At 66.3% G+C, this 13,778-nt stretch carries 9 protein-coding genes; all 9 read right to left on the minus strand.

The window, feature by feature from the left end; translation table 11 throughout:
* Positions 1–4 precede the first annotated feature (4 nt).
* The 9 genes from flhA to FG99_RS03985 all read right to left on the minus strand — a co-directional run bounded on the left by flhA (position 5) and on the right by FG99_RS03985 (position 13,772).
* A complete protein-coding gene (gene flhA / locus FG99_RS03945; protein WP_009621090.1) occupies positions 5–2,128 on the minus strand; it encodes a flagellar biosynthesis protein FlhA in 2,124 nt (707 codons plus the stop codon).
* A gap of 510 nt (positions 2,129–2,638) precedes the next feature.
* A complete protein-coding gene (locus tag FG99_RS03950) occupies positions 2,639–5,020 on the minus strand; it encodes an efflux RND transporter permease subunit (protein WP_009621088.1) in 2,382 nt (793 codons plus the stop codon).
* 14 nt (positions 5,021–5,034) lie between these two features.
* The gene (locus FG99_RS03955) at positions 5,035–6,135 is read right to left on the minus strand and encodes a WD40/YVTN/BNR-like repeat-containing protein (RefSeq protein ID WP_043267446.1); all 1,101 of its coding nucleotides are present in this window, start codon (positions 6,133–6,135) and stop codon (positions 5,035–5,037) included.
* Positions 6,136–6,960: 825 nt separating this feature from the next.
* Positions 6,961–9,618 carry an aminopeptidase N gene (pepN, locus tag FG99_RS03960; RefSeq protein ID WP_043267448.1) on the minus strand — a complete coding sequence of 886 codons (2,658 nt, stop codon included), beginning with the start codon at positions 9,616–9,618 and terminating at the stop codon, positions 6,961–6,963.
* 60 nt (positions 9,619–9,678) lie between these two features.
* Positions 9,679–10,524, minus strand: a complete 846-nt coding sequence (locus FG99_RS03965; RefSeq protein ID WP_043267450.1) for a DUF2797 domain-containing protein — start codon at positions 10,522–10,524, stop codon at positions 9,679–9,681.
* A 13-nt stretch (positions 10,525–10,537) separates the two neighbouring features.
* Complete coding sequence (locus FG99_RS03970) at positions 10,538–10,798, minus strand: YeaC family protein (RefSeq protein WP_009621084.1); 261 nt, start codon at positions 10,796–10,798, stop codon at positions 10,538–10,540.
* A 243-nt stretch (positions 10,799–11,041) separates the two neighbouring features.
* Complete coding sequence (locus FG99_RS03975; RefSeq protein ID WP_043267452.1) at positions 11,042–11,908, minus strand: rhomboid family intramembrane serine protease; 867 nt, start codon at positions 11,906–11,908, stop codon at positions 11,042–11,044.
* The gene (locus FG99_RS03980; RefSeq protein ID WP_009621082.1) at positions 11,905–12,888 is read right to left on the minus strand and encodes a metallophosphoesterase; all 984 of its coding nucleotides are present in this window, start codon (positions 12,886–12,888) and stop codon (positions 11,905–11,907) included. Before FG99_RS03980 ends, FG99_RS03975 begins: the two co-directional genes overlap by 4 nt.
* Entirely contained in the window at positions 12,885–13,772 is an 888-nt protein-coding gene (locus tag FG99_RS03985; protein WP_043267454.1) for an NAD(+) kinase, read from the minus strand. Before FG99_RS03985 ends, FG99_RS03980 begins: the two co-directional genes overlap by 4 nt.
* Positions 13,773–13,778: the final 6 nt, after the last annotated feature.

Raw genomic sequence — 13,778 nt, forward strand, 5'->3', positions numbered from 1 at the left:
TCCTTCAGTTCTGTCCAACGGTGGCGACGATGGTGACTTGCTTGTTATCCGGAATTTCCTGGTAGGCCAGCACGCTCATGCTCGGCACCGCCATCCGCGCGAAACGCGACATCATCGCGCGGATCGGCCCGGCCACCAGCAGGATCGCCGGCTTGCCGAGCATTTCCTGGCGCTGCGCGGTCTCGACCAGCGAGCGTTGCAGTTTTTCCGCCATGCCCGGCTCCAGCAGAATGCCGTCTTCCGAACCTTGCCCGGCCTTCTGCATACTGTTGAGCAAGATCTGTTCCAACCTGGGCTCCAGGGTGATCACGGGCAGCTCCGGCTCTAGTCCCACAATGCCTTGGACGATTGCGCGGCTCAGCGCCACGCGTACCGCTGCCACCATGGCGGCGGGATCTTGACTCTTGGCGGCAACGTTGGCGATGGCCTCGGCAATGGTGCGGATGTCGCGCACCGGCACCTGCTCCTGCAGCAGGTTCTGCAGGACCTTGAGCAGCGTCGACAGGGAAATCAGCCCCGGAACCAGCTCTTCCGCCAGCTTCGGCGAGGTCTTGGCCAGCAGTTGCAGCAGTTGCTGGACTTCCTCGTGGCCGAGCAGCTCGTGGGCGTGCTTGTGCAGCACCTGGTTGAGGTGGGTGGCGACCACGGTGCTGGCGTCCACTACGGTGTAGCCCAGGGACTGCGCCTGGTCGCGCTGGCCGGGCTCGATCCACACCGCTTCCAGGCCGAAGGCCGGGTCCTTGCCGGCGATGCCGTTGAGGGTGCCGAACACCTGGCCGGGGTTGATCGCCAGCTCGCGGTCCGGGTAGATCTCCGCTTCCGCCACGCTGACGCCCATGAGCGTCAAACGATAGGCGTTGGGCAGCAGGTCAAGGTTGTCGCGGATATGCACCGAGGGCATCAGGAAGCCCATGTCCTGGGACAGCTTCTTGCGCACGCCCTTGATCCGCGCCAGCAGCTGGCCGCCCTGGTTGCGGTCCACCAGGGGGATCAGCCGGTAGCCGACCTCCAGGCCGACCATGTCCACCGGGGTGACGTCGTCCCAGCCCAGCTCCTTGGTTTCCTGGCTGCGCTGGGCCGGCAGCAGTTCCTGCTGGCGCTGGGCTTCCTGGACCTCGGCCTGGGCGGCCTTGCGCTGGCGCTGGACGATCATCCAGGCGCCGCCGGCGGCCACGGCGCCGAGGCCGATGAAGGACACGTGCGGCATGCCCGGGACCAGGCCCATGGCGATGAGAATGGCGGCGGAGATGGCCAGCGCCTTGGGCGAGGCGAACATCTGCCGGTTGACCTGCTGGCCCATGTCCTCGGAGGAAGACACGCGGGTCACCATGATCGCCGCGGCGGTGGACAGCAGCAGCGACGGCAGCTGCGCCACCAGGCCGTCGCCGATGGTCAGCAGGGCGTAGACCTTGCCGGCGTCGCCGAACGACATGGAGTGCTGGATCACGCCGATGGCGACGCCGCCGATCAGGTTGATGAAGAGGATCAGCAGGCCGGCGACGGCGTCGCCGCGGACGAATTTCGAGGCACCGTCCATGGAGCCGTAGAAGTCGGCTTCCTGGGCCACCTCGGCGCGACGCTTCTTGGCCTCGGCCTGCTCGATGAGGCCGGCGTTGAGGTCGGCGTCGATGGCCATCTGCTTGCCGGGCATGGCGTCGAGGGTGAAGCGTGCGCTCACCTCGGAGATACGCCCGGCGCCCTTGGTGACCACCACGAAGTTGATGATCATGAGGATGGCGAAGACCACGATGCCGACCACGTAGTTGCCGCCGATCACCACTTCGCCGAAGGCCTGGATCACCTTGCCGGCGGCGGCGTGGCCGTCGTGGCCGTGAAGCAGCACCACGCGGGTGGAGGCGACGTTCAGCGCCAGGCGCAGCAGGGTGGCGACCAGCAGGATGGTCGGGAACACGGCGAAGTCCAGCGGCCGCAGGGCGTACACGCAGACCAGCAGGACGACGATGGACAGGGCGATGTTGAAGGTGAAGAGCACGTCCAGCAGGAACGGCGGGATCGGCAGGGTCATCATGCCCAGCATCGCCAGCAGCAGCAGCGGCACACCCAGGTTGCCACGGCCCAGGCCGGCCAGGTTGCTGCGCACTGTTCCGATCAATTGCGTACGATCCACCCCGAACTCCCCTACCCTGGTACAACAAACTTTTGACGCCGAGAGTGGCGCCGACAGGGTATGTGCAGGAAGTGTTCCAACTTTTCCGGAGCCAGGTGTGGCGCGGATTTCCGACGAAATCCCGGGGGGCGGCCAAGGCCAACGGCGGATAACCGCGAACGGTTATTCGCCCTACGCTGGGAGTGGCGACGTAGCCAGGAGGAGTATCAGGATTGCTGCGGATTTTCCGGCCGCTCAGGACAGCCCCCTCTCCCGCTTGCGGGAGAGGGTTGGGGAGAGGGCGCTCTAAAGCCCAGCACCTAAAGTCCCCTGCAAACCCCGTTCGCGAGCAAGCTCGCTCCTACGAAAAGCACCTCGGCAGCGCTTCCTTGTAGGAGCGCGCCCTGCGCGCGATTCGCGGGCAGGGCCCACTCCTACACATCCGGATATTTCCCGTCTGTGGATCCGCCGTCGCCCCGGCAAGCAAAAAAAACCGCGGCCGGAGCCGCGGTTTTCCGGGTCACGCCAGGATCAGTGGACCAGGATCGAGGCCTTCTTCGCCCGGACCTTCTCCGGGTTGATCAGGAAGCGGGCCAGGGCCGGCAGCAGCCAGAGCGCGCCGAACATGTTCCACAGCAGCATGAAGGTCAGCATCAGGCCCATGTCGGCCTGGAACTTGATCGCCGAGAAGATCCAGGTGGCCACGCCGATGGCCAGGCACAGGCCGGTGAACAGCACGGCCTTGCCGGTGGACTTCAGCGTCTCGTAGTAGGCCTCCTGCAGCGACAGGCCCTGGCGCAGGAAGGTCTCCAGGCGGGTGTAAATATAAATCCCGTAGTCCACCCCGATGCCCACGCCCAGCGCGATCACCGGCAGCGTCGCCACCTTCACGCCGATGCCGAGGGTGGCCATCAGCGCGTTACCCAGCACCGAGGTGAGGATCAGCGGCAGGACGATGCAGAGGGTCGCGGTGAAGGAGCGGAAGGTGATCATGCACATGACCGCCACGCAGATGTACACCAGCACCAGGATGATCAGCTCGGACTGCTTGATCACCTCGTTGGTGGCCGCCTCGATGCCGGCGTTGCCCGCGGCGAGCTTGAACTTCAGGTCATCCTTCTCGTGGTCCTTGGCGAACTCCTGCACGGCGTGCACGGCGCGGTCGAGGGTCTCGGCCTTGTGGTCGTTGAGGAACACCAGCAGCGGCGCCAGCGAGCAGGCGCTGTTGTACAGGCCGTCGGCGCGGCTGATGGAGTTGTTCAGCACGTCCTTGTTGCGCGACAGGGTTTCCCACTTCAGGTTGCCCTCGTTCATGCCTTTGATCACCTGCTTGGACACGGTGACCAGGGAGATGGCCGACTGCACGCCCTCGGTGTTCTCCAGCTTCCACGACAGCTCGTCGATGGCCTGCAGCGTCTGGTGGCTGGAGCAGCCCTCGGCCGCCGACTCGACCATCACCACCAGCACGTCGGAGCTGGTGGAGTAGTTGCGGATGATGAAGTCGTTGTCCTGGTTGTAGCGCGAGTCCGGGCGCAGTTCCGGGGCGCCCTGGTCGAGGTCGCCGATCTTCAGGTGGTGGCCCTGCCAGAGGCCGCCGGCGAACATCACCAGGGCGATCAGGATGGAGATGGGCGCCACCTTGGCGCTGGCGAAGTTGGACAGCAGGCGCCAGAACGGGTGCTCGCGCACGGCGTCCTTCTTGCTGCGCTCCACGGCGCGCTTGCTGATGCCGATGTAGGAGATCGCCACCGGCAGCAGGATCAGGTTGGTGAAGACGATCACCGCCACGCCGATGGAGGCGCCGATGGCCAGTTCGCGGATCACGCCGATGTCGATCACCAGCAGGGTGATGAAGCCCACGGCGTCGGCGAGGATGGCGATCATGCCGGGCAGGAACAGCTGGCGGAAGGTGCGCCGCGCGGCCAGCAGCGGGGTTTCCGCGTCACTGGACTGCAGGGCGATGCCGTTGATCTTCTGCACCCCGTGGGAAATGCCGATGGCGAAGATCAGGAAGGGCACCAGCATCGAGTACGGGTCCAGCCCGAAGCCGATGGTGTGCAACAGGCCGAGCTGCCAGATCACCGCCACCAGGGTGGTGGACAGCACGGCGATGGTGGAGCGCACGCACTTGGTGAACCACAGCAGCAGCACCAGGGTGATGACGAAGCAGATGCCGAAGAAGCCCACCACCATGACCAGGCCGTCGATCAGGTCGCCGACCTTCTTGGCGAAGCCGACGATGTGGATCTTCACGTTGGGGTTCTGCGCCTGGTACTTGTCGCGGATCTTCTCTTCCAGCTCATGGGAGAACTGGCGGTAGTCCAGCTTCAGCAGCTTGCTCTGGTCCTGGGCGTCGGGGTAGACCTCCAGCAGCGGCACGTCGACGATGCTGGACTTGAAGTTGTTCGCCACCAGGCGGCCGATCTGGCCGGACTTGAGGACGTTGTCGCGCAGCTTGTCCAGGGCCTTGGCCGAGCCGTCGTAGGTCTGCGGGATGACCTCGCCGCCGGCGAAGCCCTCTTCCGTCACCTCGGTCCAGCGCACGCTGGGGCTCCACAGCGACTTCAGGCCGGAACGGTCGACGCCGGGGATATAGAACACCTCGTCATGGATCTGCCGCAGGGTGTCCATGTATTCCTTGGTGAAGATGTCGCCGTTCACCGCTTCCACCGAGATACGCACGGTGTTGCCGAGGTTGGAGAGGTCGTTGATGTGGCTCAGCATGTTCTGGATGAACGGGTGCTTGAGCGGGATCATCTTCTCGAAGCTGGTGGACGGCCGCACCTGGGTCGCCTGGAAGGCGAGGAACAGGGTCGCCAGCAGGCAGAGGATGATAACGATCGGGCGGTTGTTGAAGATCAGGCGTTCGAGCAGGGTCGCCTTGTCCTGGTGATGCGAGTTGACTGCGTTCATAGCGCTTCCCCGGCTCATTGTTGTTCTGTCAGCTCGGCGCCGGTCGCCGAAGCCAGGTGGATGCCGCCCTGGCCGACCAGCACCAGGTTGCCGTCGCCGGCCGCGCCGACCCCGGCCAGCGCCAGGCGGTCGGGCCGGTTGAAGATGTTGAAGGTGCGCCCGTCGTCCTTGCTCACCAGCACGCTGCCGCTGTTGCCGACCACGGCGATGCTGCCGTCGGGCAGCAGCGAGCCTTCGGCCAGGCCGAACTCCAGGGTGCCGTCACCGGCGATGGGCAGCGCCACCTGTTGCCAGGTGTCGCCGAAGTCGGTGGAGCGGAACAGGTGCCCGCGCAGGCCGTAGATCAGCACGGTGCCGGGCTGGGCGGTGCCGACGGCGCCGAACAGCGAACCCTCGTAGGGGCCCTGCAGTTTCTCCCAGGTGGCGCCCCAGTCCTTCGAACGGAACAGGCTGCCGGATTCGCCCACCACCAGCAGGCCGGAATCCTTCACCGCGGCGATGCCGTTGAGGTGGAACTGGTCTTCGTTGTCCAGGCGTTCGCTGACGTCTTCCCAGCTCTTGCCGCCGTCGTGGGTTTCCAGCATGGCGCCGTAGGCGCCCACGGCCAGGCCGTGGTTCTCGTCCTGGAACCACACGTCCAGCAGCGGCGCTTCGCGCTTGAGGTCTTCGAACTGGCGCGTCCAGGTGGCGCCGCCGTCCTCGCTGGCGAGGATCTGCGCGTCGTGGCCGACCGCCCAGCCCTTCTTGTCGTTGACGAAGTACACGGCGGTGAGCATCTGCCGGGTGGGCACCTTGGCCTGGGTCCAGGTCTTGCCGTTGTCGTCGGAATAGAGGATGTGCCCGCGGTCGCCGACCGCCACCAGGCGCTTGCCGGCGTGGCTGACGCTCAGCAGCAGGCTGCTCGGGGCCTTGGCCGAAGCGATGGCGTAGCCATCGGTGTCGCTGGCCGGCGCTTCGCTCGCGCCGGCATGCAGCGGCGCGGCCGCCAGCCACAGCAGCGAGAACGCGCCGAGCAGCGAAAGCGATTTGCGCAGGGGGGACTGGGTGGCGGAAACCGAGAGCCCGGACGAACGCACGGACAGCTCGCCGGTGGCGTGCCGCAGATGCTCACGCATATAGCCTTACCTCTTTGTTTTTATTGCAGGCGGATAGGGAGTGGTCGTTATATGCCAGCCTTTCTGCAGCCTGACAATTAAAGGCACGTTATCTTTTGTTAAGCGCAGCGGGAGTCATCCGAAAGGACTAGGGAAAGCTGCAGCCCAGTAGCCACGCGGCCTCCAGCGCACAGGAAAAAAGATACCGACGGTAACACTCCGGGTATTTCCGGGTACCTGGAAGCGCTCGCGGGAACACTTGGGAGCTTGGCTCGGTCGGCGGGCGGATGCTTTCCCGTAGGAGCGAGCTTGCTCGCGAACGGGGGTTGCCGGCGGCTGCGTGCGTTGAGGTTAAGAGCGCCCTCTCCCCAACCCTCTCCCGCAAGCGGGAGAGGGGGCTGTCCGGAGAACCGTAGGATGGCGTTGAGCGAAGCGATACCCATCGCCATGGTCCGATGGGTATCGCAAGCTCAACCCATCCTACGAAAAGCGCCTCGGCGCTGCGGCGAGGCAGTTGCTTCTGCATGGCAAAAGGAGCACCGCCGTATGATGGCGTTGAGCGAAGCGATACCCATCACCATGGTCCGATGGGTATCGCAAGCTCAACCCATCCTACGAAAAGCGCCTCGGCGCTGCGGCGAGGCAGTTGCTTCTGCATGGCAAAAGGAGCACCGCCGTATGATGGCGTTGAGCGAAGCGATACCCATCACCATGGTCCGATGGGTATCGCAGGCTCAACCCATCCTACGAAAAGCATCCCGGCGCTGCGCCCACAAATCCACAGGCGAAAAAAAGGTGTTACCGGCGGGGCCGATAACACCTTTTTTCCGTCAGCCGGGAACGGCGTCAGGCGAGGCTCTTGCTGACCACCTCGTAGACGTCGCTGGACAGCTCGCCGGAGGCCAGGATGCGCTCCAGCTCGGCGCGCATCAGCGCCTGGCGCGCCGGGGCGTATTTGCGCCAGCGGGTCAGCGGCGCCAGCAGGCGCGAGGCGATCTGCGGGTTGAGCGCGTTGAGGGTGATCACCTGGTCGGCCAGGAAGCGGTAGCCCGCGCCGTCTGCGCGGTGGAAGTTGACCAGGTTCTGGTTGGCGAAGGCGCCGATCAGGGCACGGATCTTGTTCGGGTTCTTCAGGGTGAAGGCCGGGTGGCCCATCAGCGCCTGCACGCGCTCCAGGCCGCCGGGCAGGGTGCAGCCGGCCTGCACGCTGAACCACTGGTCCATCACCAGCGGGTTGTCCTTGAAGTAGTCGGCGAACATTTCCAGGCCCTTGGCCTTCTCGTCGTCGTACGGCGAGTTGACCAGCACCGCCAGGGCGGTCAGGCGTTCGGTCATGTTGTCGCAGGCCTCGTACTGCTCGAGGCAGGCCGCCAGCACTTCGTCGCCGCCCACCAGCATCAGGTAGGACAGCGCGATGTTCTGCAGGCTGCGCCGGGCGATGTGCTCGGCCTCGGCCAGATACGGCGTCTTGCGCGAGGCTTCGCGGTTGGCCTGGTAACGCTGCCACAGCGGCTCGCGCAGGGCCTCGGCGATGCGCTTGCGGGCGAATTCGCGGGCGGCGTGGATGGCCTCGACGTCGGCCACTTCGCTCAGCTCCGTGAGGTAGGCCTCGCTGGGCAGCGAGAGCATCTCGGCGACCATCGCCTGGTCCAGGGCGTTGTCCTGCAGCAGGGTGTGGAAGGCAGCGATCAGGCGCTCGTCGAGCACCAGCTGCTCGCCGCGCTGGTGCTGGCCGATCAGCTCCTGGAGCACCTGCACCGATAGCTGCTGGCCGGCTTCCCAGCGGTTGAAGCCGTCCTCGTCGTACTGCATGAGGAACATCAGCTGGTCGCGGTCGTAGGGGAAGCTCAGCTTCACCGGCGCGGAGAAGCCGCGCAGCAGCGACGGCAGCGGCTTCTCGGCCAGGCCGACGAAGGTGAAGGACTGCTCCGCCTCGGTCACCTGCAGCACGCGGTTGCTGCCGTGGGCGTGTTCCTCGCCGGCCAGGCGCAGCGGCAGCGGGTTGCCCAGGTGGTCGAGCAGGCCCATTTCCACCGGGATGACGAAGGGCTGCTTGTCCTTCTGGCCCGGGGTCGGCGGGCAGCTCTGGCGGAAGGTCAGGGTGTAGCTCTGGGTGGCGGCGTCGTAGCTTTCCTCCACCGCCAGGCGCGGGGTGCCGGCCTGGCTGTACCAGCGCTTGAACTGCGTCAGGTCGACGCCGTTGGCGTCTTCCATGGCCTTGACGAAGTCGTCGCAGGTCACCGCCTGGCCGTCATGCCGTTCGAAGTACAGGTCGGTGCCCTTGCGGAAGCCCTCGGCGCCGAGCAGGGTGTGGATCATGCGCACCACTTCCGAACCCTTCTCGTAGACGGTCAGGGTGTAGAAGTTGGAAATCTCGATGAAGGAGTCCGGGCGCACCGGGTGGGCCATGGGGCCGGCGTCCTCGGCGAACTGGTTGGTGCGCAGGAAGGCCACGTCCTCGACGCGCTTGACGGTGCGCGAGTTCATGTCGGCGGAGAACTCGCTGTCGCGGAACACGGTGAAGCCTTCCTTGAGCGACAGCTGGAACCAGTCGCGGCAGGTCACGCGGTTGCCCGACCAGTTGTGGAAGTATTCGTGGGCCACCACGCCCTCGACGCGCTGGTGCGCGGCGTCGGTGGCGGTCTCGGCCTTGGCCAGCACACAGCTGGAGTTGAAGATGTTGAGCCCCTTGTTCTCCATGGCGCCCATGTTGAAGTCGTTGACCGCGACGATCATGAAGATGTCCAGGTCGTACTCGCGGCCGTAGACCTTCTCGTCCCAGCGCATGGCCTTCTTCAGGCTGTCCATGGCGTGCTGGCACTTGTCGATGTTTTCCGGCTCGACGTAGATGCGCAGGGCGACTTCGCGCTCGCTCAGGGTGGTGTAGGTGTCTTCCACCGCCCAGAGGTCGCCGGCGACCAGGGCGAACAGGTAGGCCGGCTTCCTGAACGGGTCCTGCCAGGTGGCCCAGTGGCGGCCGTCCTCTTCCGAGCCGCTGGCCACCGGGTTGCCGTTGGACAGCAGCACCGGGTACCGATGCTGCTCGGCCGAGACGGTGGTGGTGAAGCTGCTCATCACGTCCGGGCGGTCGAGGTAGTAGGTGATCTTGCGGAAGCCCTCGGCCTCGCACTGAGTGCAGAACATCTTGCCGGACTTGTACAGGCCTTCCAGCGCGGTGTTCTTCTCCGGGTGGATGCGCACGGTGCTGTCGACGGTGAACTGTTTCGCGGTCGGCTGCAGGGTCAGGTGGTTCTCGTCCAGCTGGTAGTCGCCCTCTTCCAGCACGCGGTCGTCCAGGGCCACCCATTGCAGCTCCAGCTGCTGGCCGTCGAGCACCAGCGGCGGCAGGCCCTCGCCGCGCTCGGGGTTGCGCCGCATGACCAGTTGCGCGTGGACCAGGGTGTGGTCCTCGTACAGCTCGAAGGTCAGGTTGGTCTCGTCGATCAGGTACTCGGGCGCCTGGTAGTCCTTGAGGTAGATGACTTTCGGTTGATCGGTGCGCATGTGGCCCTCCGGGCAGCTTCAAGCTTCGAGCTTCAAGCCGCAAGTTCGTGGTTCGCCGGCTCAGCTTGCCGCTTGAGGCTTATAGCTGATGGCTAGCTGATAAGCTGTGTACTTACGGATATTGATGACGCCGGTGTCGAAGATCAGGTACTGGCCCTTGATGCCTTGCAGGGTACCCTCCACCACCGGCGTCTTGTCCAGATCGAAGCTGGTGATCTTGGCCAGGTAGGCTTCCACCGGATAGCGGATCTCGATCGGCTCGATGTCGCTCACCGGCTGGATGGCCTGCAGGCCGAAGCGCTGCTGCAACTCGCGCAGGCCCTCGGCGCAGTGGTCGAACAGCTGCTCGCGGATGGCCGCCAGGTCCAGCGGCTCGGCCTCGCCCTTGAGCAGGGCGCGCCAGTTGGTGCGGTCGGCCACCTGGCTGCGCAGCAGGTCTTCCACCAGCCCGGACTGCTGGCGCGTGGCCACCCGCAGGATCGGCAGCGCCTGGCGCGCGCCCTGGTCGATCCAGCGCGTCGGCACCTGGGTGGCGCGGGTGATGCCCACCTTCACACCCGAGGAGTTGGCCAGGTAGACCACGTGGTCGGTCATGCAGAAGCGCTCGCCCCACGCCGGCTCGCGGCAGGTGCCCTCGTCGTAGTGGCACTTCTCCGGGCTGACGATGCAGCTGTCGCACTGCGCCAGCTTGGTGAAGCAGGGGTAGCAGTAGCCCTGGCTGAAGCTCTTCTTCGTCTTGCGCCCGCAATGGCAGCAGTGGATGGCGCCCAGGTATTCCAGGCGCAGGGTCCTGCCGATCAGCGGGTTGACCGCGATTTCCGCCTCGCCGAGGCGGAAGGCGTACTGCACGGGGCTTTCAAGGCGCGCCGACATCTTGCTCAGGGCGCCGCGTCCTAGCTCTTCCATCAAAGCCCGGCCATCAGTGCAGCGAATTGGACGAGAAGAGGATGTTGGGGATCGGCTCGGCGTGGGACTCGCACTCCTGCGGGCCCATGTAGCCGGTGCGCTGGTCCTCGGGCAGGTTCTGCAGCTCCCAGGCGATCATCGCCTGCAGGCACAGCTCCTTCTGCTCCTGGGTGAGCTTGCGGCCGTCCGGCCACTTGCCGATCTCCACGGCGAGCTTGAGGCTCTCGTAGATTTCCGGGGTGATGTTCTCGATGGTTTCGGCGAAGGACGACATGGGGCCGGCTCCTGCTGGGGGCAAAACCGGCATTCTACCGGGCCGGGCGGCCTGGCGCACGAACAGAGGTCAAACGGTGGCATGGACGTAGGGCGTATGACGCTCCGCGTTATACGCCGGTTGGCCGTGGCCGCCGGCCTGCTCGCGGTCATGCGGGAAACCGATAACCCTGGTGCCGGTGATGAATTGGATGTTGCGGCGATGGGTATCGCTTCGCTCAACGCCATCCTACGGCGCCAAGGATCAGGCCTGGCGCCCGCGCGCCAGCATGCCGCCCAGCGCGCCGGTCAGGCAGCCGATCGCCAGCCCGCCGACGTGGGCGCCGTTGGCGATGGAGCCGAAGCCCAGCAGGTCGATGACGCCGGACAGGCACACCAGCAGCCAGATCAGCATCATCGCCACCACGCCCTTCGGCAGGCGGTAGGCCGGGGTCGGCGCCAGCAGCTGGAATATCCAGCAGTGCCCGAGCAGGCCGTAGAGCACGCCGGACAGGCCGCCGAACAGGCTCGGCCCGGAAGCCAGGTACTGCACGACGTTGGACACCAGGCCGAAGCCCAGGCTCAGGCCCAGCAGCATGACGCCGCCCTGGCGGTATTCGATGCGCCGGCCCAGTTCCCAGTACCACATGGCGTTCATCGCCAGGTGCAGCCAGCCGAAGTGGATCAGCATGGGCGTGAACAGGCGCCACCACTGCCCCGCCGCCAGGCCCTCGGCCAGCGGCTGGAACAGCACCCGGTCGCTGCCGACCAGTTGGAAGTCCTGGAAGGTGAACCAGCGCAGGGTGTCCGGGTTGCCGCCGAGCAGGGTCAGGGCGGCGACCACGAAGGTCACCAGCAGCACCGCGGCGGTCACCTTGCTGGCCCGCACCTGGGCCAGGAAGCCCGGGCCGCGGCGCTGCGGCAAGTTATTGGAAGCCAGCTCGGGGTCGCCCTGCGGGTAGCGCCGGTAGAGGTCGCGCACCTGCTCGGCCAGGCTTTCGTCCGGCACCCAGAGCACCTGTTCGCCGGCCTCCTCGCTGACCCGGAAGGGCAGGTTCAGGCGTTGCAGCAGGCCGACGAAACCGGCGAGGTCCGCCGCCAGGGGCAGGCGCATGGCCACTACCGCGCTCACTCATCCTCTCCCGGACGCTTCACGTCCACCCAGACGAACTTGTCGCGCTGCAGGCGCGTTTCCTGGTCCAGCCGGTAGGCCACCAGCTTGCCGTACATGACCGCGCTGTAGTCCAGGCAGGCCAGGTTCGGGCGGATCGGCGCCGGCGTGCCGCGACGCCAGTAGTGGCCGACGAACAGCAACGGCTCGTCGGCGCCGTAGCTCAGCAGGCTGGACTTCTGCTCGGCGCTCAGGCGCTCGGCGGCCACCTCGTCGGGCAGCGCATCGGGCTGGAAGACGATGTCGCCGTAGGTCTCCGGCTCGCGGTCCTCTTCCCAGAACTTGGTGCGGAAGAACGCACGGGTGAAGCCGTCGCTGCCGGTCAGGGTCATGCCGTTGGGCAGGCGCATGTCGGTGCCGCGCAGCAGGCGGTTGCACACCTGGTAGGCGAAGCTGCCGTGCTCGGCGGAGGACTGCAGGAAGGCCTCGTCGATGCGCCCGTCGGGGAACTGCCGGCGCAGCGAATCGATCAGCTCGTTGTCCCAGCAGGCGTGGACCATGCGGAAGCGCCCGGCGTCGAGGAACAGCGGCAGGCGCCGGAACCAGCCGAGGAAGTCGCGCCAGTCGCCGGGGTGGCCCTCGAACTGGTCGAGGGTTTCCTGGATCAGCCGCGCGTGCCGCGGGGTGTGCTCGCGCAGGTACTGGCGGCCGCTGCCCGGCGCCGCCGGGGTGGACCAGCCGAGCAGGTTGTACTCGTGGTTGCCCATGATGCACAGGGCCTCGCCGGCGGCGACCATGTCGTGCACCCGGTGCAGGGCCTCGCGGATGCGCGGGCCGCGGTCGACGATGTCGCCGAGGAACAGCGCCTGGCGCCGCGGGTGGCGCCAGACGCCGCCGTGCAACTGGTAGCCCAGCCGCTCCAGCAGGCGGTCGAGGGTGTGTGCGCAGCCGTGGACATCGCCGATCAGGTCGTAGCCACGGCCCGGGTCGAGTTCGCTCACTCGCTGCTCCCCAGCCGGCTGCCCCAGCCGAGCTTGGTCCGGCAGACCTCGTAGTAGTTGTGGTCGATCGGGTGGATCAGGCGCAGCTTCTGCGGCTTCTTGCTCACCGTGACCATGTCGCCCGGCGCGCAGGTGAAGTGGTTCTGCCCGTCGCAGGAGACCTGCGGGTAGATCTGCATGTTCGGCGACACCACTATCTTCAGCTCGCTGTTGCCGTCGACCACGATCGGCCGGCTGGACAGGGTGTGCGGGTACATCGGCACTATGACGATGGCGTCCAGCTTCGGATGCATGATCGGCCCGCCGGCGGACAGCGAGTAGGCGGTGGAGCCGGTGGGCGTGGCGACGATCAGGCCGTCGGCCTTCTGGCTGCAGACGAACTGGCCGTCGATGTGCAGTTCGAACTCGATCATCCGCGTCGACTTGCCGGGGTGCAGCACCACGTCGTTGAGCGCGTCGCCCTGGCCGATGGATTCGCCGTGGCGGCGCACCTGGGCGTCGAGCAGGAAGCGGCTTTCGACGATGTACTGGCCGCCGAGCACCTCGTCCACCTTGGCTTCCAGCTCGTCCGGGCGGATGTCGGTGAGGAAGCCCAGGCTGCCGCGGTTGATGCCCAGCACCGGCACCTTGTGCCGGGCCAGCGCGCGCGCCGCGCCGAGCATGCTGCCGTCGCCGCCGACGACGATGACCAGGTCGCAGATCTCGCCCATGATCTTCCGCGAGCAGGTCTGCAGGCCGTGGCCGGGCAGCACTTCGGCGATGGTGTCCTCGAGGATCACGTGCAGGTGCCGCTCGGTCAGGAAGCGCTTCAGCCGGCGGATGGTTTCCAGCACCTGGGTGCTGCCGAGGCGGCCGATGATGCCGATGTTGCGAAAGGATTCCATGAGACT

Origin of the sequence: Pseudomonas sp. AAC (genome assembly GCF_000725445.1) — a bacterium.
In the GTDB taxonomy this organism is placed as follows: domain Bacteria; phylum Pseudomonadota; class Gammaproteobacteria; order Pseudomonadales; family Pseudomonadaceae; genus Pseudomonas; species Pseudomonas citronellolis.